29 protein-coding genes are annotated in these 25,109 nt (G+C 40.9%); 5 read left to right on the forward strand and 24 right to left on the reverse strand.

Features of this window, described 5'->3' with window-relative positions:
- Window positions 1-25: 25 nt before the first annotated feature.
- The 20 genes from EDD57_RS05200 to EDD57_RS05290 all read right to left on the reverse strand — a co-directional run bounded on the left by EDD57_RS05200 (window position 26) and on the right by EDD57_RS05290 (window position 17,855).
- Window positions 26-2,170: an LTA synthase family protein gene (locus tag EDD57_RS05200; protein WP_131848426.1), complete on the reverse strand. Its 2,145-nt coding sequence runs from the start codon at window positions 2,168-2,170 to the stop codon at window positions 26-28.
- A 244-nt stretch (window positions 2,171-2,414) separates the two neighbouring features.
- Complete coding sequence (locus EDD57_RS05205; protein ID WP_131848427.1) at window positions 2,415-3,254, reverse strand: M23 family metallopeptidase; 840 nt, start codon at window positions 3,252-3,254, stop codon at window positions 2,415-2,417.
- 40 nt (window positions 3,255-3,294) lie between these two features.
- The gene (locus tag EDD57_RS05210; protein ID WP_131848428.1) at window positions 3,295-3,570 is read right to left on the reverse strand and encodes a hypothetical protein; all 276 of its coding nucleotides are present in this window, start codon (window positions 3,568-3,570) and stop codon (window positions 3,295-3,297) included.
- Window positions 3,551-4,150 carry a vWA domain-containing protein gene (locus EDD57_RS14755; RefSeq protein WP_243649445.1) on the reverse strand — a complete coding sequence of 200 codons (600 nt, stop codon included), beginning with the start codon at window positions 4,148-4,150 and terminating at the stop codon, window positions 3,551-3,553. Before EDD57_RS14755 ends, EDD57_RS05210 begins: the two co-directional genes overlap by 20 nt.
- Complete coding sequence (locus EDD57_RS14760) at window positions 4,119-4,799, reverse strand: VWA domain-containing protein (protein ID WP_243649446.1); 681 nt, start codon at window positions 4,797-4,799, stop codon at window positions 4,119-4,121. Before EDD57_RS14760 ends, EDD57_RS14755 begins: the two co-directional genes overlap by 32 nt.
- A 22-nt stretch (window positions 4,800-4,821) precedes the next feature.
- Window positions 4,822-5,496, reverse strand: coding sequence for a hypothetical protein (locus tag EDD57_RS05220; RefSeq protein ID WP_131848429.1), 675 nt, complete (start codon window positions 5,494-5,496; stop codon window positions 4,822-4,824).
- 8 nt (window positions 5,497-5,504) lie between these two features.
- Entirely contained in the window at window positions 5,505-6,320 is an 816-nt protein-coding gene (locus EDD57_RS05225) for a VWA domain-containing protein (RefSeq protein ID WP_165873680.1), read from the reverse strand.
- A 110-nt stretch (window positions 6,321-6,430) separates the two neighbouring features.
- A complete protein-coding gene (locus EDD57_RS05230) occupies window positions 6,431-6,835 on the reverse strand; it encodes a TadE/TadG family type IV pilus assembly protein (RefSeq protein WP_131848431.1) in 405 nt (134 codons plus the stop codon).
- Window positions 6,816-7,370, reverse strand: a complete 555-nt coding sequence (locus tag EDD57_RS05235) for a hypothetical protein (RefSeq protein WP_131848432.1) — start codon at window positions 7,368-7,370, stop codon at window positions 6,816-6,818. The genes EDD57_RS05230 and EDD57_RS05235 overlap by 20 nt, the downstream gene beginning before the upstream one ends.
- 15 nt (window positions 7,371-7,385) lie before the next feature.
- A complete protein-coding gene (locus EDD57_RS05240; RefSeq protein WP_131848433.1) occupies window positions 7,386-8,063 on the reverse strand; it encodes a DUF7847 domain-containing protein in 678 nt (225 codons plus the stop codon).
- A gap of 220 nt (window positions 8,064-8,283) precedes the next feature.
- Window positions 8,284-9,207, reverse strand: a complete 924-nt coding sequence (locus EDD57_RS05245; RefSeq protein ID WP_131848434.1) for a hypothetical protein — start codon at window positions 9,205-9,207, stop codon at window positions 8,284-8,286.
- A gap of 68 nt (window positions 9,208-9,275) precedes the next feature.
- A complete protein-coding gene (locus EDD57_RS05250) occupies window positions 9,276-10,313 on the reverse strand; it encodes a hypothetical protein (protein ID WP_131848435.1) in 1,038 nt (345 codons plus the stop codon).
- A gap of 55 nt (window positions 10,314-10,368) precedes the next feature.
- The gene (locus EDD57_RS05255) at window positions 10,369-11,700 is read right to left on the reverse strand and encodes a VWA domain-containing protein (RefSeq protein ID WP_131848436.1); all 1,332 of its coding nucleotides are present in this window, start codon (window positions 11,698-11,700) and stop codon (window positions 10,369-10,371) included.
- A gap of 146 nt (window positions 11,701-11,846) precedes the next feature.
- Window positions 11,847-12,071: a hypothetical protein gene (locus EDD57_RS05260; protein WP_131848437.1), complete on the reverse strand. Its 225-nt coding sequence runs from the start codon at window positions 12,069-12,071 to the stop codon at window positions 11,847-11,849.
- Window positions 12,072-12,165: 94 nt separating this feature from the next.
- Entirely contained in the window at window positions 12,166-13,065 is a 900-nt protein-coding gene (locus EDD57_RS05265; protein WP_131848438.1) for a type II secretion system F family protein, read from the reverse strand.
- Window positions 13,066-13,076: 11 nt separating this feature from the next.
- A complete protein-coding gene (locus EDD57_RS05270) occupies window positions 13,077-14,000 on the reverse strand; it encodes a type II secretion system F family protein (protein WP_131848439.1) in 924 nt (307 codons plus the stop codon).
- The gene (locus EDD57_RS05275) at window positions 14,000-15,355 is read right to left on the reverse strand and encodes a TadA family conjugal transfer-associated ATPase (protein ID WP_131848440.1); all 1,356 of its coding nucleotides are present in this window, start codon (window positions 15,353-15,355) and stop codon (window positions 14,000-14,002) included. Before EDD57_RS05275 ends, EDD57_RS05270 begins: the two co-directional genes overlap by 1 nt.
- Complete coding sequence (gene cpaB, locus EDD57_RS05280; protein ID WP_131848441.1) at window positions 15,352-16,104, reverse strand: Flp pilus assembly protein CpaB; 753 nt, start codon at window positions 16,102-16,104, stop codon at window positions 15,352-15,354. The genes EDD57_RS05275 and cpaB overlap by 4 nt, the downstream gene beginning before the upstream one ends.
- A gap of 83 nt (window positions 16,105-16,187) precedes the next feature.
- The gene (locus EDD57_RS05285; RefSeq protein WP_131848442.1) at window positions 16,188-16,646 is read right to left on the reverse strand and encodes a prepilin peptidase; all 459 of its coding nucleotides are present in this window, start codon (window positions 16,644-16,646) and stop codon (window positions 16,188-16,190) included.
- Between the two features lie 18 nt (window positions 16,647-16,664).
- Window positions 16,665-17,855: a CpaE/TadZ family protein gene (locus EDD57_RS05290; protein WP_131848443.1), complete on the reverse strand. Its 1,191-nt coding sequence runs from the start codon at window positions 17,853-17,855 to the stop codon at window positions 16,665-16,667.
- Between the two features lie 267 nt (window positions 17,856-18,122).
- Between EDD57_RS05290 and EDD57_RS05295 the strand changes: the two genes are divergently transcribed.
- Genes EDD57_RS05295 through EDD57_RS05315 form a run of 5 tightly spaced genes read left to right on the forward strand, consistent with a single transcriptional unit; the run spans window position 18,123 to window position 21,653 of the window.
- Entirely contained in the window at window positions 18,123-19,073 is a 951-nt protein-coding gene (locus EDD57_RS05295) for a helical backbone metal receptor (RefSeq protein WP_243649447.1), read from the forward strand.
- Window positions 19,073-20,113 carry a FecCD family ABC transporter permease gene (locus tag EDD57_RS05300; RefSeq protein ID WP_131848444.1) on the forward strand — a complete coding sequence of 347 codons (1,041 nt, stop codon included), beginning with the start codon at window positions 19,073-19,075 and terminating at the stop codon, window positions 20,111-20,113. The genes EDD57_RS05295 and EDD57_RS05300 overlap by 1 nt, the downstream gene beginning before the upstream one ends.
- Window positions 20,100-20,885 carry an ABC transporter ATP-binding protein gene (locus EDD57_RS05305; protein ID WP_131848445.1) on the forward strand — a complete coding sequence of 262 codons (786 nt, stop codon included), beginning with the start codon at window positions 20,100-20,102 and terminating at the stop codon, window positions 20,883-20,885. The genes EDD57_RS05300 and EDD57_RS05305 overlap by 14 nt, the downstream gene beginning before the upstream one ends.
- A 3-nt stretch (window positions 20,886-20,888) precedes the next feature.
- Window positions 20,889-21,323, forward strand: a complete 435-nt coding sequence (locus EDD57_RS05310; protein WP_131848446.1) for an ankyrin repeat domain-containing protein — start codon at window positions 20,889-20,891, stop codon at window positions 21,321-21,323.
- 12 nt (window positions 21,324-21,335) lie between these two features.
- Entirely contained in the window at window positions 21,336-21,653 is a 318-nt protein-coding gene (locus tag EDD57_RS05315) for an antibiotic biosynthesis monooxygenase (RefSeq protein ID WP_131848447.1), read from the forward strand.
- A 32-nt stretch (window positions 21,654-21,685) separates the two neighbouring features.
- Here the strand turns inward: EDD57_RS05315 and EDD57_RS05320 are convergent, their stop codons facing one another.
- The 4 genes from EDD57_RS05320 to EDD57_RS05335 are packed head-to-tail and all read right to left on the reverse strand — an operon-like array spanning window position 21,686 to window position 25,023.
- The gene (locus tag EDD57_RS05320) at window positions 21,686-22,300 is read right to left on the reverse strand and encodes a response regulator transcription factor (RefSeq protein ID WP_131848448.1); all 615 of its coding nucleotides are present in this window, start codon (window positions 22,298-22,300) and stop codon (window positions 21,686-21,688) included.
- 7 nt (window positions 22,301-22,307) lie between these two features.
- Complete coding sequence (locus EDD57_RS05325) at window positions 22,308-23,396, reverse strand: sensor histidine kinase (protein WP_131848449.1); 1,089 nt, start codon at window positions 23,394-23,396, stop codon at window positions 22,308-22,310.
- Window positions 23,393-24,133 (reverse strand): ABC transporter permease, encoded by a 741-nt coding sequence (locus tag EDD57_RS05330; RefSeq protein WP_131848450.1) that lies wholly within the window; start codon window positions 24,131-24,133, stop codon window positions 23,393-23,395. Before EDD57_RS05330 ends, EDD57_RS05325 begins: the two co-directional genes overlap by 4 nt.
- Window positions 24,133-25,023: an ABC transporter ATP-binding protein gene (locus EDD57_RS05335; protein WP_131848470.1), complete on the reverse strand. Its 891-nt coding sequence runs from the start codon at window positions 25,021-25,023 to the stop codon at window positions 24,133-24,135. Before EDD57_RS05335 ends, EDD57_RS05330 begins: the two co-directional genes overlap by 1 nt.
- Window positions 25,024-25,109: the final 86 nt, after the last annotated feature.

Raw genomic sequence — 25,109 nt, forward strand, 5'->3', positions numbered from 1 at the left:
CCTTCCCTCGATAAACTATCTATCTCTATTTTTTCATCTGGTACACATTGGAAACCGCAAGATCAATTCCCTTTGGTCCGTTTTTCACTTGAATTTTAGCTGTTGCTACTTTTCCTTCATCCTTCACGACACCGATTAAGCTACCATCTGATTGGTATTTGGTTTCGATCGCTTTTCCATCTAGATAAATCTCACTACCACCGGAAAAGTTTTTCCCAGTAACGTGGATCGTTTTCTCCGAACCAGATAGTTGCAACTCAACATTTTCAATTGTCATATCTCCGTAACCGAAGATCATTTTCTTAGTCGCAATCTGATCTTTTAGTTTACCATAGCCATACTGCTCACCGAACATCACATCGTACTGCATCATCTGATAATCTGCCAAATCCTCCGGCTTGATTTTCATCTGCGAATAGTATTCTTGCGGCGGGATCATCGGATATTTCTTCGACAGATTATAGAGATAGTTGGTGTAGTACGTTCCTTCTTTCTGCGCTAAATTTAGCACATAAGGACCAATAAAATTAGGGCTGATATCTAATTTGTCTTGATGCTCTGGCAGATAGTTATTCCATACCATCAAAGGAGTACGGTACATCTTGTTAAGGAAGTCTAACTCCTTCACACTTCCCTTTGTCTGATCTCCATAGTCAGTACTTGCAGACGGAAGGAAGTCTGGACCACTATCTTTGTCAATATACTTAGCATCTTTGTATGCAGAATAGTTTCTTCCTAGAGGCGGTAGATGGTCACCAAAGAACACAACAATCGTTGGCTCCTTGCTCTTCTGATAATGCTCCACCAACTGCTTCAGCATCTCGTCCGCATCTGCAGCACCCGTAGCGTAATTTTCTAGCATATCTTTTGTTTCTGCTGACATCTGACCTTCTACTTTGACTGTCTTCTTATCTTTATACTTGTCGATATACGATCCATGGTTTTCCATCGTATTAGCGAAGATAAAGTCGGAACCGGAGCTCTTATCAGTTGTCTCGATAATCTTTTTCGCTACTTCCTCATCCGCGATATAGGGCCCTTTTTTCTTATCTTCGAAGAACTCCCCACTGATAAAGCGAGAGAAACCAAAGTTTTGATATACTTTGTTAGCCTGATAAAAACGACTGTGGGTTGGAGAAATAGCCGTCGTGTTATACCCTTGTCTTCCTAAGATACTCGCTAAGGAATCAACTCCATGGTTAATATACTGATTATAAGGAATCGCACCTTGTGGAAGGAAGCGTACTGTATTCCCAGTTAACACCTCAAACTCCACATTCGCTGTCCACCCACCATAAGCTGGACTTAACATCTCACCACTCGAATACTTCTTCTGTAGGGAGTGATAGAAACTAAGTGGATCTTTACTAAGCTTTACATCTTTCATCTTAGTCATGTCCCATAAGGATTCACTCAAGATTACGATCACATTGGGATTTACTTTCGGATCTACTTTTCCACTTTTCGAGTTACTACCAACCAATGATTTAATTTTTTCTTCACTATATCCCTTTGGCTTTTCCACAATTGCCTGATCGACATTTAAAATAGTAGAAATCAAAAATCCATTTTTCTTATAATTTAGATCTTGTATCGTTCTCGAATACTCAATTCCAAAGTGCTTCTTAATCGCGATCGGTTTATCTGTAGTGATCACTCCTAACAAAACAATCGACAGTGCGAGAAAGAGACCTCTCTCTTTCCAGCTAAACTTCCTTTGAACATGTGGTAACTTCTTGAAAAGTAAAATGCCCACTGCCACAAAAGCAAGGATAGCAATCACCATTTTAATTGGGACCTCATGTAGATACCCTGAAAGATCCATTGCCTCATCTGTCATGGTAACGTCCCAAGGCATCAACGGTACTTCAATCAGTTTCCATTTGATCCCACTAATGAACGCGATAAGAACTAAAACCGTACTTATCGTCCAATAAGCAATCTGTGCCCGTCCGATTAGGGCAATAAACAAAGAAAGGATCCCATAAACAATCCCATACGTAAGTACAAAAGCAGGGAAGAATGATTCTTCTTTGAAAACCCATTTCGTTAAGTCTTGGACTTTTCCTCGGTTTAATAACTCTATCATGAATACAAGGATTAGAGTTAAAATCCACAGAGCATATCGAGACTTAATATAATTTAAAAAACGCTCTTTTTTCTGTTCCATATATCATATTATCTCCTACGTCTACAAAATTATTTTCTATTATAACCTAAAATATTGTATCACGAATGCAATTCTGGATACGTTCCAACTTTATCCACATTTAGTCTTTCTCTACAACAAATATTGTAGGATTCAACATATTCCACAACACTTTGGATATGTTAATGATGTAGCAATTCACGAGTTATACTCTAGCCTATTTCCCTATATTTATCCAGTATTGAAAAAACGAATCTTGCATTCCTTACAAATAAATCGCCGGATTGACGGGAGTTCCATTTATATGTACCTCAAAGTGTAAATGGGGCCCTGTAGAACCACCTGCACTCCCAACACCTGCTATGTTTTGTCCCTTCGTTACAGTTTGACCTTCACGAACATAGATCATATTCGAATACATATGCCCGTACCACGTTTCTACGCCTCCGCCATGGTCGATTACGATCAGGTTCCCAAAGCCTTTAGAAGGACCCGCTTTTTTGACAATCCCACTCTCTGCTGCATAAATCGGGGTTCCAACAGGCTTAGGAAAGTCGATTCCGTTATGATGCTTAGCCTTACCCGAAATAGGATGAATCCTAGTCCCAAATCCCGAACTAATCGTTGGGCTTTTAATAGGGAGGTTAAAATCTCCACTTCCCGAGAGAAAGGGAAGCCCTGCGATTCCTCCTGGCCCCATCCCTCCTACTATTAATTCTCGGTCTAAAGGAGAAGTAGATTCAAACTCATACGTAATCGGACTTGTATCATCCATAAAGATAATTGGGATTTTGATTTCCGCTTTTGCGGTCGCCTCTTCCCCTTTTATATCCACGCTTAATTTCGTTAGCTGATATTGCTTTCCTTCCCCAAATGCAGCCTTTCCATCTTTCTCCGCCTGTTCTTCATCTCTTGTCTGAGCTGCCACATGAAGAGCATCCCGCATGGCTGATTGTGCATCCACAACAGCTAATCCTGCAATTGCTAGTTGCCAGATTAGTAGAGCGAGAAGAATGTATAAGGGTAACATACTTACCATCTCAAGGGTTGCAGAACCCTTTCGTTTGGATTGACTCCAGCAAACGATTTTATGAAACCACCTCATGATGACTGACTCCCATCTGCGAATCGTGTTGACTAATTGGTCACTTTTGTTCCTCTTTCTTTCCTTTTAACTCTTCTAATGTTTCAGGAGGGGATTGCCTAAAGCGCTGTTTCAGATTTAACCAATGTGGTTGCATCGAGATAATCGTTCTTCCAATATTGTTCTTGGGTATACGAGTTAATGAATAACTTACATAAAATGGACTGTCTTTACTGAGATTCTTTCGGTTCTTGTCAAATTGTTGATCCAATCTATCAACCAAATGATTCCATTGGTCTACTATGTTATCACCACTTCTACTCCACTGCTTGTCCATATGTTCTACGGCTATCCGCCTTTGTGGCTAAATCCACCCACTTAGACTTATCAATTTTTTTCGTTACAGCTAGGTAGCCGATGGCATTCAACACACGAGTGTACTCCCTCTCCACCTTCCCAACAACCTGATCGCGCAGATTATCAATTAGTAAAGAATCGCTATCGTAACTCTTTTTTAACTTATCTATCTCTCTATCAAACCACTGACTATTTTCTGCTTTCAAAGAATCTATATAGGATTCAAATACCTTGTCAAAATTATGATTGTTATCTACTGATTGAAAATTACCCCCACCTGCTTTGGATACCTTCTCTAACTCTTTTTTACTCTCTGCATCCAGATCAAATCCGATAATATTAACAATCGTTTTCATATTAGACTGATATAATTTATAAGCTTCCGATACGGGATTTCCCCCACACGTTTCTAATCCATCACTGACAATATAGACAACGTTCTTCACCCCTGCTTCTTGAGCAGATCCTAAGTCCTTTGTCGATTCCTCTATTGCCCGTGCGAGGGGTGTCCAGCCAGATGGCTTCACTTTATCTAGTGAAAGATTGAAAGGAAGATTCATAGGGTTTCGGACCGTAAATAGCCTCTGTACTCTGGCAAGATACGTCCTTTCCATTCTTATCATTTGAACCCTTATGACCATAAACTCGTAAAGTTAGATTCGTATTCGGAGAGAGCTTGGCCACAAAACGATTCACTGCCGACTTTGCCAACTCCATTTTCTTCTGGCCTTCAACAGTACCGTTCATACTTCCACTTGCATCGAGTAGGATTACTACATTTTGTTTCGGTTCCTGACTCAACTCTTGTACTTTCTTTTGCGCATCAGGAGATTGAGGATCTAACGTAAGTAACTCCGGCTCTTGATACTTCCGAGCCTTAATCTCTTCAAACTGCTTTTCCTCTTGATTGTACGAATCCCCTACTAGTCTTAAAACCTCCGCATAGTACTCCTCTACAGTTAAGCCTTCTTTCACTTTGTCTAACTCTTTCCATACAGCATCCATATCATATCGATCAGCTGCATAGATACCTTTTCCATCATCTTTCACAATCTCTTCCCACTTGGTCAATGGCTTAGGTGGTTTGTATGTAATTTCCTGTTTTTTCTCTGGTTTCTGCTTATCCGACTGTTGACCTAAAAGCGAACAGCCCGGTAGGACTAGCATTGTGCAGAGTAAGGTAAGAAATAGCTTATATGTATGTTTCATGGTAGCTCCTGTCCTACTTTTTTCATCTAGCACTATTATGAATCACTATCTGGTTCCTTTTCGCCAACTTTATACTTTTTTTCAATTTCTCTAAAGTTTCTGGAGGAGATTGGGTAAAACGAGCCGGGAGTATAAACCATTTTTGAAGATCCATGGATCTATATACATTATTTTCTGGTAGACGGACTGGGGGATACCCATTGAGAAACGAGTTGGTAAGCTTCCTTTTATTTTTATAGAATTGGCTATCTAACTCTCTCACTAAGTCATTCCATTGACCGGTTACGTTATCTCCACCACTACTAAACTGACTATCCATATGTTCGCCCAAATCCGACCAACGACTATCCGCTTTCTGTGCGAGTTCTACCCATTTCTTACTATCAATTTTTTTCGTTACAGATAGGTATCCAAAAGCATTTAGCAGACGAGCATGCTCTTTCTTCACCTTCAAAACCACTTGCTTATGTAAATCATCAATTAACGAAGAATCACTATTATAGTTATTTTTCAACTTTGTTATCTCTCTATTAAACCACTGACCATTTTCCTTTTTCAGAGATTCTATATAATGATCAAATGCTTTATCAAAATCCTTATCACTATCGACTGCCTGAAAAGCACCTCCGCCTGCTTTGGATACTTTTTCTAGCGCCTCTTTGCTTTTCCCATCTAAATCAAATCCAATAATATTCACGACCGCTTTCACATTAGATTGGTGCAATTGGTAGGCTTCGATACAGGATTTCCGCCACACGTTTCAAGTCCATCGCTGACAATATAGACAATATTTTCAACGTCTTTATCTTGCGAACTGCTCAGATCCTTGCCTGCCTCTTGCATCGCACGTGCCAAAGGAGTCCAACCAGCTGGCTTTACTTTGTCTAACGAAGATTGAAAGGATGATTCATACGCTTTAGGCCCATAAATGGTTTCAGTAGCTTGACAAGATGCTTCTTTTCCACCCTTATCATTAGAGCCTTTATGACCGTAGACACGTAAAGAAAGGTTCGTATTCGGAGAAAGCTTCGTCACAAATCGATTCACTGCTGATTTCGCCAAATCTATTTTCTTCTGGCTCCCAACTGTACCATTCATACTTCCACTTGCATCAAGTAGAATCACTACATTTTGCTTCGGTACCTGATTTAATTCTTGGACTTTCTTCTGTGCCTCTGGTGACTCAGGATCTAACTCCAGCAACTCCGTCCTATACTTCCTTGCTTTCACTTCTTCAAATTGCTTCTCTTCTTGATGGTACGATTCCCCTACCAGCTTCAACGCCTCTTTGTAGTACTCATCGATGGTTAATCCTTCTTTCATTTTGTCTAGCTCTTTCCACACGGCATCCATATCGTATCGATTCGCCGCATAGGTCCCCTGCCCATCATCTTTTACAATCTCTTCCCATTTGGTCGATGGCTTAGGTGGCTGATATGTAACTTCCTGCTTTTTCTCTGCTTTCTTTTCCCCTTTATCTCCTTGTTGCCCGAAAAGCGAACAACCCGGGAGGACAAGCATCATGCATAGAAGGTAAGTAAATATTTATGTCTATAATTCATGGTAGTCCCTTTCTTCTATAATGATCGTTAACTTAACTGATTTAAATATATTTACATTAGCTATTCTATTTAATCAATGATCCGTGACTGTGCTTTATAGGAATATTCAATGGGAGCGATTGAAAGGAACAGGATCTTTACTTTAATCTTGGCCGTTACTTCCATGTAGGACCTTTTTACCCCTTGTTTATCTTTCTTTTCCTCTTTTTCTATTTTCTTCACCTGATACGATGCGAGCTTCACATTATCGGTTTGAGGGAATGATTTTTCCCCACGTTTTTCTGCTTTCTTGGCATCTCCATCATCTGCCGCAACCCGAACTTCTTCCCTCACAAAGGATTGCGTATCCATCACTGCCATCGTAAACACAGCCATCTGCCAGATCACCATACTCATCAATGCGACAATCGGTAGAAGGGATACAAACTCTAACGTAGTACTTCCTTGCTTCTCTCTAAGGAAACGTAATTTCAAACGGTTCACCATCCCCCAACCACTCTAGATAGCTTCGCTTAGCTCCACGACCGAGTGCGATCACATCCAACTTTTCAAGAGCATCCTCAAAAACACGTGCATCTAGACTTCGTTTTGCCTGCACCTTCACTCGACCATCCTTACCATCAAAAATCAATACTCCACGTTCGGCTGCATTGTTTTTCTTTAAATACTTCTTAGCAGCAGCAGTCAGTTGGCCCTTTTTGTTCTTAATGACTTCCTGTAACAAGTCTCTCTTCTTCTTCTCTGTACCCAGTACATACTCATAGCTGTTGAAATGTCCATTATCAAATGCTTCATCCATCTTGCGTTCAATTTCATCATGCAACAGCTCGTCTAGCTTCTTAGAAACAGCAACACTCGCCGCGTCTCCAGCTACACGAAGGGAGGACATACTAATCCATAGTCCTACTAGAGTCAAAATCGCGCCAAATAGAATAAAATAGATGGGGAGACTACTGAACCATAGACTGGTAATGGTGCCCTTTTTATTTGATAATTTCTTCCAGTTCATCCGATGTCTCCTCGCTCAATCTTCGACCTCGTAATCAGAGTTATTAATTACAAATATAGATAAAGCAATACCTAATAAGGTAGAAAGAGTCATATTCATTAGTGTTTGTACAAGAACGACTGCCCACACCGCATTAGAAAATTGTAACGTAACAAATAAAGCAATCGCCTCAATCACCGCAATAACCACTGCGAAGATGATTAGGTATCCGAGAGATTTAAGTAAGTTCTTTTGCATAAAACGTGCGGACTCTTTCATTGCCCGCCATCCCTTTTGCCCGTACAACAATATAAATTGTGGATAGAAGAAAAAGAAGATAAAGGCAATCAGACCAGGAAGAATAACCAGCATCATACCTAAAATCACCATCAAAGAAAATATAATTGCAAATAAATACACATAAAATGTCTTTTCAATAGACCGAATCAAAATAGAGCCTGCTGTGACCTGTTCTTCCTTATACTCACTTGCCACCAGCAGGACTAGTGGAATCTGCACCATTCCCCAAGCTATTAAGGTGAAAATCATATTAAAAATAGGCCCTAAGAATCCAAGCCCCGCAAGATTAGCTTGGATTAAAAAAATATTCACGACGAAATATAGCCCGATATATAGGGGGAGATATAAAATTAGCTGAATCATGATTAATTTACGCCAATGCTCTTTTATTATTTGAAATGTTGAGATACCCATGAAGCAAACTCCTATTCTTTCTTTTCAGTAGGATCATATTTCGTAATTCCCCAGTTTTTCTGGGGAGATTATAAAATTTTCGTTGAGGATCCATTTTCAACCCTTCCCATTCATTTGGTATACAATCGCTAACACCTATAAAGAATGGGATATTTTCATTCACTCTTTTCTGATTACATAGAATTACTTATCACCCTTGCATTCCCTTAGATAAATTCTATTAATCTCTCGGATTTCGAATTCTGTGCATCAAATGATCAACTGTAAACTCTTTTTTTGATTTCTCATCGAAATCCTCAAACATATATCGATCTTCTTTCTTAGGAAGTAGCGCTGAGTAACTGAACCACATCAAAAGTAGATTCGGGATTCGATAGATCCGCCAGATATTTTTACCTCCATAATAACTTTTCATAAATTTCCTCGCTGATTCTTCCACGTCCATGGCACCTTTAAAGCGATAACAAATTTGATAATGTATAATTTCTCCCATTTCATAAAATACTATTGCTTTTTCTAAATCTACTTCTATTAGTGGACGTATGACCAAAGACTTAAAAAATTTCTTCCCACACTTGACACTATCAGATAATGTCTTTCTGCTTTCTTTAAGATTCCTCGGATATTCCGCAAATTCCTCATACCATCTACGTTCCTCCGGATCTAGGCTACTTTTCCCTACTAGACCCAAGCTACTTAATAGGAGTAAATTAAACACATCAACCAAATAGATAAACTTTTGTCGTTCACCTGCTTCAACACGATCAAAAGCATGATCAACCCTAAAAGTAAGCTCTACTATTCTTTTAGCTTGTTTAAGAGAAACGATTGCACCATACTCATCGGTGATTAAAACACCCTTTGGTCCCTCTATCGGTTTACGATAAAGAGCGTAATAAAATACTTGTCCACCATCAATCGCTCGATAACCTATTATATAGGTCTCACCTTGTAATTTCTTCGACTCTACCGATTGTACGACTGCTTCTGGTACGACAGCATTTGACATCTCTCCAGACTCCTTTTCGTATCGATCACTTAAACAAATCACCAGCCAACCAACTACTTTTCCTATTTCTGCAATTGTTGCATTTAGTTCCTTCTCTACTGCTATCCCAGTTGCTTTCCTTATTTTGCCCTCCAATAAATCAATCTCCTAGATTACGAACTTTTGGTAACAGATTATCATTGAGATTAGCTTACCATTCCAAATCACGAGAACCATCCCTTTACTTTATTCCATCCAGAAGAAAGTGCATCACCAATCGCCTTCCTGTGGCGCACTACTTTTCCTACTGCAAATACACCGGCCCCTGCTAACGCAACAACCCCACCGACAGGCCCTAAAAACGGAGCTACTGCCATAGCCATCTCTCCTACGTTAGCCACTAAATCCCCTGATGCATCTATTCCATCGTCAACAGTATTAGCGTTAAATATTTTACCTACATTTTGAACTGCCTCATAACCCGCAAATAATCCACCAACTACTGCAGTCACCGGTGTTACTTTGGAGAACAATTTTCCAAGATAAGAACCAGACTGACCCGCTGCCTGTATAGATCTTTCTGAAAAATCCGAAATATGTTTAACATCTCTCGTGCTCTTAAAAAAATCCCATGATTGCCATCCATTATCGATTGCAGACCATCCATCTAATCCCGCCTCATAGAGTGCCTTTTGATCTTTATCTACTATCCCATCAAGACCAAGGGTAATTCCTCCACGAACAAGTGAAGAACTTAAAAAATATGAACCCTTGACCACATCCTTGGGAGTAAGACCAACAAAGTTGGGATTTGTACCTTCTGGAGCTGTGATACGAGACAAATTATCTGCAAGATACAATCCATCCGCTTTACTAACTAAACCCTTTAACGTGTCATTTAGGACATATTTAAATGTTTTATAACTACTTGAGTCGATACTATACCATTTTGGCTCCTCTTGTTGTGGGTTACTAGAAGTGGTTGATGGCTGTTTATCACCTTTAGGAATCTTGTCAAGCTCTGGTAGCTTATCCATCTTCTTGAGGTCTTTCTCATCTAATTTTGGAAGATCTTCCGCATCTAGCGTAGGAAGATCTTCCGCATCCAGTGTAGGAAACTTTCCTACACTTAAACTATACTGTCCAAATGAACTTCCAGTCGTTATGTCTTTTGCCAAAACAATGTAAGGAGAAAATATGATAAAGGCGAACATAATCAATACACTTATTGCAAAATACTTTCGACGATTCCCATTTATCATCTGCCTACCCTCGCTACCTTTGTAAATTCAATCTGAAGATTTAACTTCAAAATTTCTATTTTCCATACTTCCCTTTCATCTCTTTTTCTTTCCGTTCAGCTGATTCGTTCAGTTCAGCGAAATTTCGATCAATTTCCTGATTTATTTCAGACCACTTTTTGTCTTTATAGTCTGCTAAAGCTATGTATCTCTTTAAAAATATTTGACCCATATCCAAGCGGGATTTCTCAGATATCTTCCCTTTTTCCTTTAGGTATTCTCTTGCCATCTTCATATTTTTCTCTTCACTTTTCATTAATTTCCAGAAGCCACTTGAAACTGAAAACAACAATTTTTCACTTTCCCCCTTCCTACTAAGCCTTTGAGAATGCAGGCTAAGGGAAGCTTTTGTTCCCCAACTATTCCATTTCCAATACATATCTCGATTTTTCTTATCAAAGTACTCCCGGAGATCTTTCTCAGACTGAACAGTACTGTACTCTCCTCCACCTGCTTCAGCTACTTTCTTAAGAGCTTGTTGTCCAGCATTATCTACATCAAAGCCAATAATATTGACAATTGCTTTCGCCCCAGATTGGTTCAGTTCTTTTGCTGCTTGTACAGGATCTCCACCACACGTTTCGATTCCATCGCTTACTACATAAACAATATTCTCAGTATCTGCTCCTTTTTCTTCTAAGTCTTTCTTCGCTTGTGTTAAAGCTAAGCCGATCGGTGTCCAACCGGTCGGTTTAAACTGATTAAGTGACTGGCCGAATTTTTGTGAATCATAGGCTGTTAATGGATATACCTCCTCTGTACTTTTGCAGGAAACATCTTTATCCTTATCCGCACTACTTCCTTTATTTCCATATACTCGTAGCGAAACATTTACCCCTTTAGGTAGTGAAGAAGAGAAGCGATTTACTGCTGCCTTTGCTAGATCCATCTTGGTACGTCCACCTACTTTACCCACCATGCTTCCGCTAGAATCTAAGAGAATATAGGCATTAACGGGCTTCTGCTTCTCATTAGGTATATCAGTAGCCTGATTCTCTGGATCTACTACATCAATATGTAAGGTTGTATTAAAGTTGTCGATCTCCTTTAACACTGGTTGATAGTCCTCAGCTAATAAATCAATAATGGCTTTCTGGGCATCTTTGACAGATATATCATTTGGCAATTTATCCAGTTCTGACTTCACCTTGGTTTCGTCATACTTTACCCCTGCATACTTACCAGGTCCTTCTTTGAGATAACCATCTAAATCAGTAGCAAGTTCTTTGGTAGTAGGCTTTATATCATTTTCCTGTTTACTCTCCTTAGCAGGTGTTTCTTTAATTGAACACGCTGACAAAACGAGTAAAAACATACTTATGCAAGCGAGCACGGATTTTTTTAACACTATCTTCACATCCTATCGGTTAGATTCAAACACTATAGAATGCTCCTTATCTCCCCTCACGACTAGATAAGGAGCAGAATTTACATATGAATTGAATTCTAAATTACTATATTGGATCTACTGTTTTTAAGAAAAATTATTAAATCTTATTCAAATATTTTCATCACTTTATCTTTAAAAGCATCTTTGATATTCGTGGCTGCACCATCATCGGTAAATACCCATCCTAATAGCCCTGCGAAAACAGCCCCGATCCCTATTATGATCACATACTCCATCGTAGGGGATCCTTTTTTACTTTTAAATGCACGCTTCATTCTAACTTTCATAACTTCATACTCCGCACTCAACTTTAGCAATGATTCATTCATTCAAATAGCCTCCTAATATTAAATCGTATTACAAATAAATAAGGACAATTTTCAAATCAGCAATTGCAGTTACTTTTGCATTCATCACCTCCTACTAGAATCCCGAAAAAATATTCTTCGAGATAAAATTGGTATAAATAATAAACATCCCGATCAAAAGTAAAATAGATGGGAAAATAACGACTCCTGTCACAAGAGACACCTTAGGCGTTGCTTTACCCGCTTTTTCCTTCGCTTGTTCAGCCCGCATTTGCCTCATATCATCAGCCTGCTCGGTGAAGGTCTTTGCAACCGAAGTTCCAAGAATATGGGCTTGGATAAGAGATTGAACGAGTATGTCTAGTTCAGGAGAATCCGTCCGATTAATTAAAGCTCGATAGGCGGCTTCTCGCTGAACACCAAACCGAATTTCCTGATTCAATCTTGCTAGCTCCTCTGTTAATGGTCCCTCGCTGGTCTCGATATAGTATCGAATTGCCTCATCTAGCCCCATCCCTGCTTGGAGAGTAATACTCATCATATCCAAAAAATTAGGTAGATCGAGTCGCAGTTGCTCTTGCCTTTGCTTTGCCCTGACTCGAAGCAAAAGAATCGGATATGAGTAGCCTAAAAAAACTAGAACTGGAAATAGAGCTGGACCAAATGGTAAACCGAGAAATACATAGAAAAATCCTGCTCCAAATCCCGAAATTGCACCTAAAATCTTTGCACCATGCACCCTGCGAAGGTTAAGACCATAGGGATAACCCGCTTTCGTCAGATACTCCTCAATCTCTACAGGATCACTGAGGATGGAAATCTTTTCCCCAGTTTCCGCAAAACGATCAACCCAGCTCCATAAGCGATCATACCGTCTCTTTCGTTTCATCACCCGCCACGGAGGGATGTAGTAATCTAGCTTTTGTTCTACTTGTTTGTGCTCTGATACATAAGAATAATAGGAGATTCCAGCAAATAATAAACACAACCAGATGCTAATAACTAATAGAGCCATATACTCCCTCCTTATACTTTAATGTCGGAAATTTTCTTAATGAGAATAAAGCCAATAATCTGCATTACGGCAAAGACTAGGATAGATAGAATCCCAAAGATTGAAGTTGCAAATTGCTTGAAGTCTCCCATCAATTGACTAATCATCAGAATAGCAGCCATAGACACAAACGGTAACATATAAGCCGTCATCCGCGATTGGGCAATTGTAGCATCAACAGTCTTATTAATAATCTTGCGTTCTTCCATCGTTCTCGCCATTTCGTTAAGTGCTTGTGAGAGATTCCCACCCGCTCGGCGCTGGATAACTAATGCATTAACAAATACCCTCAAGTCTTTACTGTCTGCTTTTCTTAATAACTCATAGAGAGAGACTTCCAAGTCCCTGCCCAGCTGTATCTCGCGAACAACGACACCAAGCTCTTTTTGCATGGGATTCGAGATTTCTTTGACAACTAGCTCCAATCCTTGATGGATGGACATACCCGCACGGGCAGCAGAGCTAAGGAGCCGGCAAACCTCCCCTAGTTGATCGTCCATGCGCTTGATATAAATTCTTCTTCTCGAGTTCAGGAAGAACTTCGAAGCAACTGGAACTAGGCTAGTTGCTAGGAGCAGACTTATGTAGAGCGGTAATCCAAACATACGATTGATGAGAAACATCACAACAGCCCCAGCTACTACTAACAATGCGCCATACTCTCCAGGACGAAGACTAATGCTAGCCCGCTCTAGAGACGGTTGCAACTGAACCGCCCAGCTCTGCCTGTCAAGTCGATCTACCAAACGATCGGACCAACGCTCTTCTACGATGGCATCCATGTATTTTTCGATTTGCTGATTTGTTTCTTTTTTCGATTGACGAGCTCGCAACCAGAAGTAGATGGCTATGACGAAGCAAAAAACAGAACCCCCAAAGACTAACCCTGCACCCATTAGCTCGTCCCCTTTCGAGGTGTGAAGATCCGTTTATCAACCCGATTACCAAATGCTTGTAATCGCGCCAGGGATGATGGAATAACGCCCGTGGCATCAAAATACCCTTCTACGGCACCATCATATTGAACATTGATTTGGTTAAACCGGAAGATATCGACCATCTCCACGCTTCCATCTTCTTTCTCATGCAGTTCGGAGATAGCTAGCATCTTACGTTGTCCATCAGGAAGACGACCGATCTGTACGATGTAGTCAACAGCGGACACGATATATTGGCGGATGATTGTGGAAGGAAGGTCCATCCCTGACATCATCACCATCCCCTCTAGCCGGCTCATCGCATCTTTCGGCGAGTTCGCATGGACAGTGGTAAGGGACCCTTCGTGACCTGTGTTCATCGCTTGGAGCATGTCGAACGCTTCGGAACCACGCACCTCACCGACAATGATCCGGTCTGGACGCATCCGCAAAGCATTTTTCACTAATTGGCGAATGCTAACTTCCCCTTTACCCTCTACGTTGACAGGACGTGCTTCCATCCCAGCCACATGCCCATGATTAATACGCAACTCTGCCATATCCTCGATCGTGACAATCCGTTCCTCAGCAGGGATTTTACACGCCAATGCATTGAGCAAGGTCGTTTTTCCTGAACCAGTACCACCTGAGATGATGAGATTGAGCTTCGATTGGACTAGGGCGGTCAGAAACTGGGCCATCTCTTTGGTTAAGCTTTGAAACTGGATTAAATCGTCAATCGAAATCGGTTCTTTACGGAACTTACGAATAGAAAGCAATGAGCCTTTCAAACTAATCGGTGGGATCACGGCATTCACACGACTTCCATCTGGCAGACGTGCATCTACCATAGGAGAGCTAACATCGACTCGTCGGCCAATCGGGGCTACGATGCGATCAATAACGTGACGCAGTGCTTCCTCATCTCGAAATTGAATATCGGTTTTTTCCAACTTCCCTCTTTTTTCATAGAAAACTTCATAGGGTCCATTTACGAGAATCTCTGTAATGTCTTCATTTTCTAGCAAAGCCTCAAGCGGTCCATACCCAACTGACTCGTTAATAATGCGCGAGATAAGGCGATTTCGGTCTTGTCCCGGGATAACGACCTGCTCTTCTGCCAAATATCTTCCGATAATCCGGTCTAACGTAACGCGTTGCTCTGCGGAAGGCATCTGCGTTAATTTCTCTAAGTCTGTCTCTCGAAGGAGTCTCGCTTTAAAATGCTGTGCTAGCTCATTAATCCGATTATGATCAACGGTGCGTGTAATCTCTTTTGCTTCACTTTTGGCACGTGGCAAACGTCTTTGATTGGTAGAAAATCGATTCGTCATTCGTGATCAACCTCGAGATCTGCCTTATCCTTCTTGTCAGCATCAGATGGCTTTTTCTTGTCATCTTTTTCTTTTTGCTTCGGTAATACTAATTCAGAGGATGGCGATCCTCCGTCTTTTACAGCAGGAGCCTTTAAGATTCGAATCGCTGGAGCAAAGTTCTGGTCATGAATGAATTTCTCTGCGTCAGCAATCGTCATCTCGAGAGCGACCATCCCAACGCTTCCATCTTCCCCTTTACCTACCCCTGCAACTAAAATATCTTGCCACATTCTTTTGGTTTCTTTATCTGATCGCGAAACGATGATGTCAACCCGATCGTTTGCAGTAAAAATGGAATCAAAGCTTGTATTTTTACCAGCTGGCACTAAGATAATCCGTTTGTTTGGATCTTTAATATCCGAGTTCTCTTTTAACATGTTAGCCGTTAATAGATCACCTTTTGCTAGTGGGGTGATGGACGTTAGCACTTGAATCGGTAGCGGCCGATTACCACTTAACTTAATCTGATTTAGATCCGTAACGACCGAACTAGGCAAGAACTGCTTGGGAACTTGCTTCGCTTCAAAGTTATCCGGTTGCAGTGCTTGACGCTGTGCGATATCTTTCTTTGCTACGTAAATAGTCACCATCTGACCTAATCTTGAATCTACTGAGCTTAATTTTTCTAAGAACATATAGCCAGCCACTGTCGCTAAGGCTAAGGCAATCATGATAAAGAGGAGTGCCCTCCGTTTTGCTTCTTGCATCGTTGTATTCACACCCTCATATCTAAATTAATCATTCTCTTTAAAGACAGAATAATGTATTTTAAATGTCTATTCATGCAATTCTACTGTATTTTACCGATATAGATCAAAATCAAACCTACTGTAATAAATGGAGCAAAGGGGATTTCTGTTTTTCGGCCTGTCTCTTTCCAGCTAATCAACTTCCGTACTAAGAAATACAAGCCCGCTAGTATGTGGGATAAAAAGAAGAGTACTAAAAACGTTTGAAATCCAACCGCTAGTCCCAACATAGCAAAGAGCTTAATATCTCCGCCGCCAATAGATTGTTCACCTGTTACAGTCGCAATTAGTAGCAAAATAAATAGTGTAATGATGGATGTCAGAAGATAGTTCCACCATGGCTCAGGTCTTTCTATCGCACGGATCCCAATAGCTGCCAATGCCCCTATCAAGATAAATCGGTCATAGATCAACCGTTTTTTCAGATCAGTATAGGTTGCACATCCCAATAAAATAAGCAGAATCCCATATAATGCGTGTTCGAGGTAGGGCAATGTCAACCAAGCCTCTCTTCTAGATTACTTCCTCTTCTTCGTCTCTTCTACAGATGATGTTCCTTTATAAGTGAGGACGACTTTCGCTAGCTTTTGGATCTGTCTAGCAAGAGGGATCAGTCTCTTCTCTTTACCGCCAGAACGGATGGTTTGTCCGCGATTAATATAGTTATGGAGTGCCTTAGGATCATCAGGTAGCTCTGCTATCACTTCATATGGGAAACGCTTTTTTACTTCTTTAGCTGATATCTCCGTATTGCGGCTTGTACGATTTAAGATAATTTCAAGTCGATCCGTTGGATCTACGCCAATGGTTCCAAATGCACCTATTACTCGGTTCATCGTACGGAGTGAGACAAGGTCTGGATTTAATACATAAAAAATCTTGTCGGATTCTTCTAAGGCAATATAAGAAAGTGTGTTTAATTCAGAAGGCAAGTCTACAATGATAAAGTCATAGTATAGTCGGGCAGTACGAAGTAATCTTTCTACATGTTCTTCCGTTATTTGTTCATTAATTTCTACATTCGCTGGACTAGGCAACACACTCATCTGTGACTTAGGCTCGATGATCGTTACGTTACGAATATGGTTATCATTTAGTTCTTTCAGAACTGGAGTAAGATCATAAATATTTCGTTCACTTTCCACGTTTAAGTAAGTATCGATTCCTCCGTACTGAAGGTTAAGGTCTATGAGTAAAACACCTGAATCCGAATCTAGTTGCAAAGTTTGGGCTAATGTAGATGCGATGAGGCTCTTTCCAACTCCACCTTTTCCACTATATAAGGTAATAATTTGTCCTCTACCCCAAGCACTGTTGTGTACAGCCTCTTTTTCATGTCCTTCCGATTGAAGCGCCTTGATCGCTCTGGTTACAGCGTCTTCTAGCACGTTAATCTCGTCTGGGAAAAATAGAATATCAAATGCACCAACTCGGCTAGCATCTCGAATTCGGGCAGAGTCTTTTATATCCGTCAAATATAAAATCTCTGTCTTTTTGACTTCTTTTTTTATGTAGGGAATTAATTGTACCAATGACTGACCTTGGCTTTCATGCAAGATAACAATGTCAGGCTCTAGGCGGGAAATTTCTCTTCGTACCTCCCCTGGTGGGATTGGCGTCACGCTAGAGAATACATTCTTCATCCTATGAGTTAAATCTTCGGCAACCATATATTCTTCTGTTACGATTACCAAACTTAAATCCTTCATCTATATTCTCCCTTCTTCTAATAGTTTTAGTGGAGTTTTTATATGAAACTCCGATCAATTATACACAATAAGATTATTAGTACACAATGATAAATCCAACACAATAAGACTAATTGTATAAAATATTATTTCATATTGTAAATATAAGTAATTAAAAACTATGGTTTTTATTTCATACTTTCTAATTGACAATAATTATCATTCTCTATTACAATGACGGTATAAATGAGATTAATTATCATTATCATATATATGGGGGATTTATTTATGAAGAAAGTAGTTAAGTTAATCGGGGTTTCATTCCTTTGTTTGGGGATTATGACAGCTTGTCAGACGAAGGCTCCAGAAGCATCTGCTCCAAAATCATCAGCACAGATAACTGTTACGGATGCTGCGAATCGGACTCTTACTTTTAAACAACAACCAAAGAAGGTAGCGGCTCTTAGTTCAGGCGATATGGATATCATTCATGCTTTAGGCGGAGAGATTGTGGGACGTCCTACGACACAGGCACCTGTTTCCAATCCGGAGCTACAAAAAGCAACAGAAATCGGAAATCCACACAGTCCTAATTTTGAAAAGATAGCCGCAGTTAAACCAGACGTATTAATTGCAAATAGTGGCTTTGAAAGACATATTCCTACTTTAGAGAAACAAGGAATTCAAGTTTATATCGCAAAAGGTAGTTCTGTGGATGGCATACAAAAATCTATTGAAAACTATGGATCTCTGTTAGGCAAACAAGATGAAGCGAAAAAATGGACCAAACAAATAGCTGATAAATTACAATCTCTACAAAAAGAACAACCTACTAAAAAGGCAAAGGCTCTGCTAGTATACGGAGCACCGGGCTCGTATATGATTGCATTGCCATCGTCTCTATCTGGAGATCTCTTATCCAAAGTAGGGGGAGAAAATATTGCAGCAGAATTCCCTATTTCCAAAGAAATGCCTGGATATGCGCAACTAAGTACAGAGAGAATCGTGCAAAGCAACCCAGATGTGGTTTATCTGATTACCCACGGTGATCCGGCAGCTGTTCAGAAAGCATTTGAAGCAGAGATGAAGAAAAACTCCGCTTGGAATAACTTGTCCGCTGTGAAAAATGGGAAGATCGTAGTTCTACCATCTCACCTATTTGGTTCAAATCCAGGAACAAAAGTAATTGAAAGCTTAGATTTCCTAAAGGATAGCCTAGCGAAAGCGACTGGATCGTAATGGAAGGTTTGTCTGCACAGGAAAGTAAGGGAACAACGCATCCTTTATTTAGGAAGAGAGTCATTGTTTTAATCTTGTTAGTTTTAGGGTTACTTGGAGCTGTGTGTTATGCGGTCTTCGCAGGTCCTGTCTCCTTCACATCAACGGAATTGATCGATGGAGTCCTCCATCAACAAGATAATATGGCAAAGCGAATTGTATGGGATTTACGGCTTCCTCGAATTCTGATTGGTTTAATTGTAGGAATATGCTTGGCGCTATCTGGCTCTATTTTGCAGGGTGTGATGCGTAATCCTCTATCCGACCCTGGGATTATCGGCGTTTCCTCGGGAGCTGGTGTCATTGCGACAACGATGTTAATCATTTTCCCAACAACGGCAGCCACCTTTTTACCGATTGGTGCTTTTGTAGGTGCTTTTGGGACAACTCTATTAATCTACTTCCTGTCATGGAATCAAGGGGCATCCTCCCATCGCATCATTTTAGTAGGAGTCGCGATTAACGCATTAATTGGAGCGATTCTATCTTCATTAATGTTGTTGTTTAGCGACCGAGTTCAGTCTGTACTTCCTTGGCTTTCGGGTGGAATTGGCGGGGTCGGTTGGAGCCAGTTTCAGATGGTGGTCGGATATGCTTTAATCGCTATCGTACTTAGTTTCTTTGCCGCACATCATCTGCGTGTTCTCAGTTTGGGTGATGAGGTGGCCAAGCTACTGGGGCATCGTGTGGAGAGAAGTCGTTTCTTTCTGATTCTACTAAGTAGTTTATTAGCGGCGATCGCGGTAAGTGTGTCGGGATTAATCGGCTTTGTAGGCCTAGTGATCCCTCATATCCTGCGAATGATAATAGGCAATGATGCAAGGTATTTACTCCCTGCATCTGCACTAGGCGGGGCATTATTGGTAACGCTAGCAGATGCCTTTGCGAGAACTTGGTTTGATCCAATTGAACTACCTGTAGGAGTTTTCCTCTCCATCTTAGGAGGACCGTTTTTCCTATTCATTCTACTAAAGGGGATGCGAAAAAATGCTACTAGCTAAAGAGATTTCCTATCAGCACTCTCAAAGGTTTCAACTACAAGTTCCTCATCTCCAGCTAAAACAGGGGGAGATCCTAAGTATTATTGGTCCAAATGGATCAGGGAAATCAACTTTACTTCGTTTGCTAGGGAGATTGTGGAATCCTACATCAGGTCAAATCTTGTTAGATGGAGTCCCTTTGTCGCAGTGGGACGGGTGTGAGATCGCCAAGCGATTAGCGATGTTGCCACAAGTTCATGATCATTCGATTGAATGGACCGTGCGTGAACTTGTGGAGTTCGGCAGGCATCCCCATAAAACGTGGTACAAACGCTTATCATCCGAAGATGAGAAAGTCATTCGTTGGGCGCTAGAAGTGACGAAGATGGAGGACTTTCAAGATCGTCCACTCACTGCCCTATCAGGTGGCGAGAGACAACGCGCTTGGATTGCGATGACGTTAGCACAGAGTTCGAACATCCTACTTCTGGATGAGCCGACGACGTATTTGGATATTGCTCACCAATTAGAAGTGATGGAGCTCGTAAAAACGCTAAATCAGGAATTTGGTCTAACCGTTGTAATGGTGTTACATGATATTAATCAAGCAACCTTATATAGTGATCGCCTAGTGGTGATGAAGAATGGCCGGGTTCATATGGATGGAAGTCCCGAAGAGGTAATCCAGCCGAGTATGTTTCAAGATGTGTTTGGCATTGAAGTATCGATTCAGCATTCCGATAAACCGACCTTCATCCCAATGAGAACTTGCTGTGACCAAGGGAGGAAATAATAGATGACAACAGCAGAAAACAAGAAAGAAAAAGTGAGAATTCCTGATGAGATGGTACGGAATTTCGTAGCTTCTGCACATATGGATTTTGATACAATTAAAGAGATGCTGGAGCAAGAACCCGGCTTACTCTATGCCGCATGGAACTGGGGAAATGAGGACTGGGAAACAGCTTTAGGGGCGGCAAGCCATGTAGGTAGAAAAGATATCGCTCTCTTTTTAATTGAAAAAGGAGCCCGTATCGATATCTTTACAGCGGCCATGTTAGGTAACTTAGATATTGTGAAAACGATGCTCGATTCTTTTCCAGAGATGATCCATGCGAAAGGACCTCATGGAATTCCGTTGATCGTCCACGCTCAGATGGGTGGAGAAGAAGCAAAAAACGTGTTTGATTACTTGATTAGTCTAGAGAAAGAGCAAGGACAGTCAAATTAGGAGGAGATTATTATGTTTATCGTTACAAATACCATTCGTGTAAAATCTGGACATGGACATGAACTAGAAGAAAGATTCCGTAATCCGAAATCGGTTCATCAGTTCCCTGGATTTGTAAGAATGCAACTACTAAAGACGCAAGATACAACCGAGTATGAGGAATATGTGGTGAGCACCACTTGGGAGGGCAAAGAATTCTTTGATAAGTGGGTAGAGAGCGATTCGTTTAAAGGCGCTCATGCGAAGAGAAGAGAGTCCAGCGAGCCTTCCAACATTTTAGGTAACAGCCTCCATACGTATGAAGTTGTAGTTGAACATTTGCCAGCTTAATACGAAATACCAAACGTCCCCTAGCCTTATGGTTAGGGGGTTTCGATAATCCATCCTTTGCTCCTGGCAATCTTGATCGCTTCCAAACGATTACTGGTACTCATTTTACTATTTACTTCCGATAGATAGTTACGAACCGTGCCCGATGAGAGGAAAAGTTGCCCTGCTATTTCATTGGTTGTGAGCCCTTTTTCTGCTAGTAAGAGAATCTCTTGCTCCCTTGAGGTTAAGGGGTTTTTTTCTTCCCATACAATCTCGATTAATTCAGGGGAAATCTCCCGTTTTCCTAACATGATATTTCGGAGTGAATTGGTCAATTCATCGCTAGACCGATCTTTTAACAAGTATCCTTGAACACCAGCCGCCACGGCTCGTTGAAAATAACCCTGACGAGCAAATGTGGTTAAGACGACCACCCGACATGGATGCTTCTTCGCCTTTAGCTGTTCTGCTACTTCCAAACCGCTCATAATCGGCATCTCTATATCTACGATGCAAAGGTCAGGCTGATGTTGCTGGATCAGTTCTAAAGCCTCCTTTCCATTTTCTGCTTGCCCAATCACCGTAATATCTTCTTCTAGATCCAATAAAGCCCCCAACGCACTACGCAACATTCCTTGATCTTCTGCGATCACAACCCGGATCATCTCTCTCCTACTTTCTCTCTTTATGTTTGATCACTTTCGGGATTTGGATGGCAATCATGGTTCCTTTATTAGTAGATTCGATTAATAAAATCCCCTCAACCAACGATAATCTCTGCCTCATCCCAATTAATCCATGGCTCTCTACTTTCTGGTTCTCTGGAGAAAATCCAGTTCCATTATCTGTCACACGAAGAAAGAAATGACCTTCTTCTTCTCCCGATTGCAGGTGACACATTGTCGCCCTACTATGTTTCACAACATTGGTAATTAATTCGCGCAGGCACATCGCAAATATGTTTTCCACAAATGGAGTAAGTGTCACTCCTCCGTCCCTAGAGGTAAATTGAATCTCGGCTGCACCTAATATTTGTCTAGAGCGGTTCACTTCATCATTCCACTTCACAATATTCATATCTGAAATCAACTCCCGCACCTGCTGTAAAGCACTACGAGCTGTTGTCTGAATATCTCTTGCCTCTTGTTCCGCTCTAGAGGGGTCTTTGTGGATTAATTTTTCTGCAAGCTGACCTTTTAAGGTAATTAATGAGAGCGTATGTCCAAGCGTATCATGCAAGTCTCTCGCAATTCGTTGTCTCTCGTCATTCTTACCCATCTCTACAATTTGCTCTTGAGCAAGTAGAAGCTGACTTTGAATCGCATCCCGTCTCCCTTGAATCCGACCCACAAAAGGAAGTGTAAAGAGCAATATCAGATAAGGAAAAGCAAAGGAAATTACTTTACCCAACTCAACTAAATCGTAAAAGGAGAAGAACGTTATGATAACCAAGCTAAGCAAAATGGCATACCCGATTAAAAATTTTCTTCGATTAGGCAAAAAGCCAACAGAGGCAGCCGGATAACAAAAAGTCGTTATGACTTGGAACGAAAGGAACGAACAAATAACAAATGCGAGAGCCAGTTGAGCAATGACATAAATAAGTCTTCCAGATCGAGTATATAGAAGAAACGCAATAATCAAAGCTAAAACGAGAAAAGTGCCTAGAATAGCATGGGTAGTCTGAGTCCAAAAACTATACAAGGGGTAGAACAAGAAGATCAGCCAAAGATAGATAAAAGGTGATTTCTTTCTATTCATGAATATACTTCTTTCTTCTTTAAAATATAGGATGCAAGTCCTGTGAATAAGAGGAAGTATACAGCTAGAATCACCACGTTCCCCCAGTCAATCGGTTGGTTTCCAAGAATATTTCGGGGTTCACTCGCCATTAAATAAGAAGGAGTCCATTCTCCAAACTTACGCAACCATTCCGGGAACAACTCTATCGGATAGAAGATTCCTCCTAAGAAAGAAAGCCCTAACGTAACAATCTGGTTGATGATTTGCGCGGTTTCGATCTTGTTCATCGTTCCAAATAATGTCCCTATGGCGAGGAATGGTAAGCTTCCGATCAAGAGCCAAAAACCAGCACCAACCCATTGTCCAGCTGTTAATTCTACATTGTTAACGAAGTGTCCCACTAAAAACATCACGACAATCTGACCTAGATTAACGAGTAACTGTACACTCACTTTTGCTATAAAATAAACGATGGGCGGTAGCGGTGTGACTTTGAGTTGATGTGACCAACCTTGTGTACGCTCCTGAACCAATCTCAAGGATAGATTAAAGATAGAGGAACCCATGAGTCCATATGCGGTCATGGAAATTAAGAAATAGGCCTTCCACTCAACTCCACCCATCTTCTCCGCTCCATTTTGCGACATAATAAAGTAAAAAATAATCGGCATTAACAGAGTAAAAAAGATCGATTTTCGATTACGAAATGTCCGTAATAATTCAATCTTAGACTGCGCTAAATAGGCACCCATCATCAGACACCCTCCTTCATCAAATTGGAAAAGGCTTCGTCTAGATTTCCTTTATGAATATCAAAATCTCGTACCGCTATATTTTGTCTCACTAAGTGAATTAAAATGGCGTCTGTATCATCACCGTAAAGTTTTATCCTTTCTCCGTCTCTCTCTACCTCAGTCACGCCAGGAAAAGTCCGGAGTGTATCAAGTTCAAGGGAAGCATCTGCCGTTACAGTTACATACTTCACTGTCAAATGACTCTTAATCTCTTCTGGTGTCCCATCCGCAACGATTTTTCCATGGTTCATCATGATAATTCGGTCAGATAAACGATCTGCCTCCTCGAGATAGTGTGTGGTGAGGATAATTGTTTTCCCAGCATCTTTTAGTGAGCGAATCATCTCCCAAAACTCAGATCGTGATGTAACGTCCATCCCCACAGTTGGTTCATCGAGAAAGAGGACAGAAGGGTCACCTGCCATCGCTAACGCAAATCCCAAACGTCTCTTTTGCCCTCCAGAAAGGCTTGTTGCCATGACCTCGGCATCTTTCTCCAATCCTGAGAGCTTTAGCAAATACTCGTATGGTAGAGATTTATCATAATAGCTACGAAACAGTTGAATGAGTTCTGATACTTTCACCGTATCCATTACACTCACTTCCTGTAGCATCGCTCCAATTTCTTGTTTTACTTTTCGATCTGACGGAAAGCCCCCTAAAATTTGAATCGATCCAGATGTCGGCTTTTTTAGTCCTAGCATCATAGAAATAGTCGTTGTCTTCCCTGCACCGTTTGGGCCAAGAATCGAGACGATCTCTCCTTTTCCAATCGTAAAGCTAATATAATCAACTGCCTTTTTCGCAGAATATTGCTTAGTTACTTCGGACAATTGGATTGCCATTTCCACATTTCTCGCCTTCATCTCTAAAATTGCCTGGCTCACAATCTATCTTAAAGGTTTCCCCTATTTATCATTAGTAATGAGTATCATAC

Origin of the sequence: Baia soyae (assembly GCF_004341445.1) — a bacterium.
Classification (GTDB): domain Bacteria; phylum Bacillota; class Bacilli; order Thermoactinomycetales; family Thermoactinomycetaceae; genus Baia; species Baia soyae.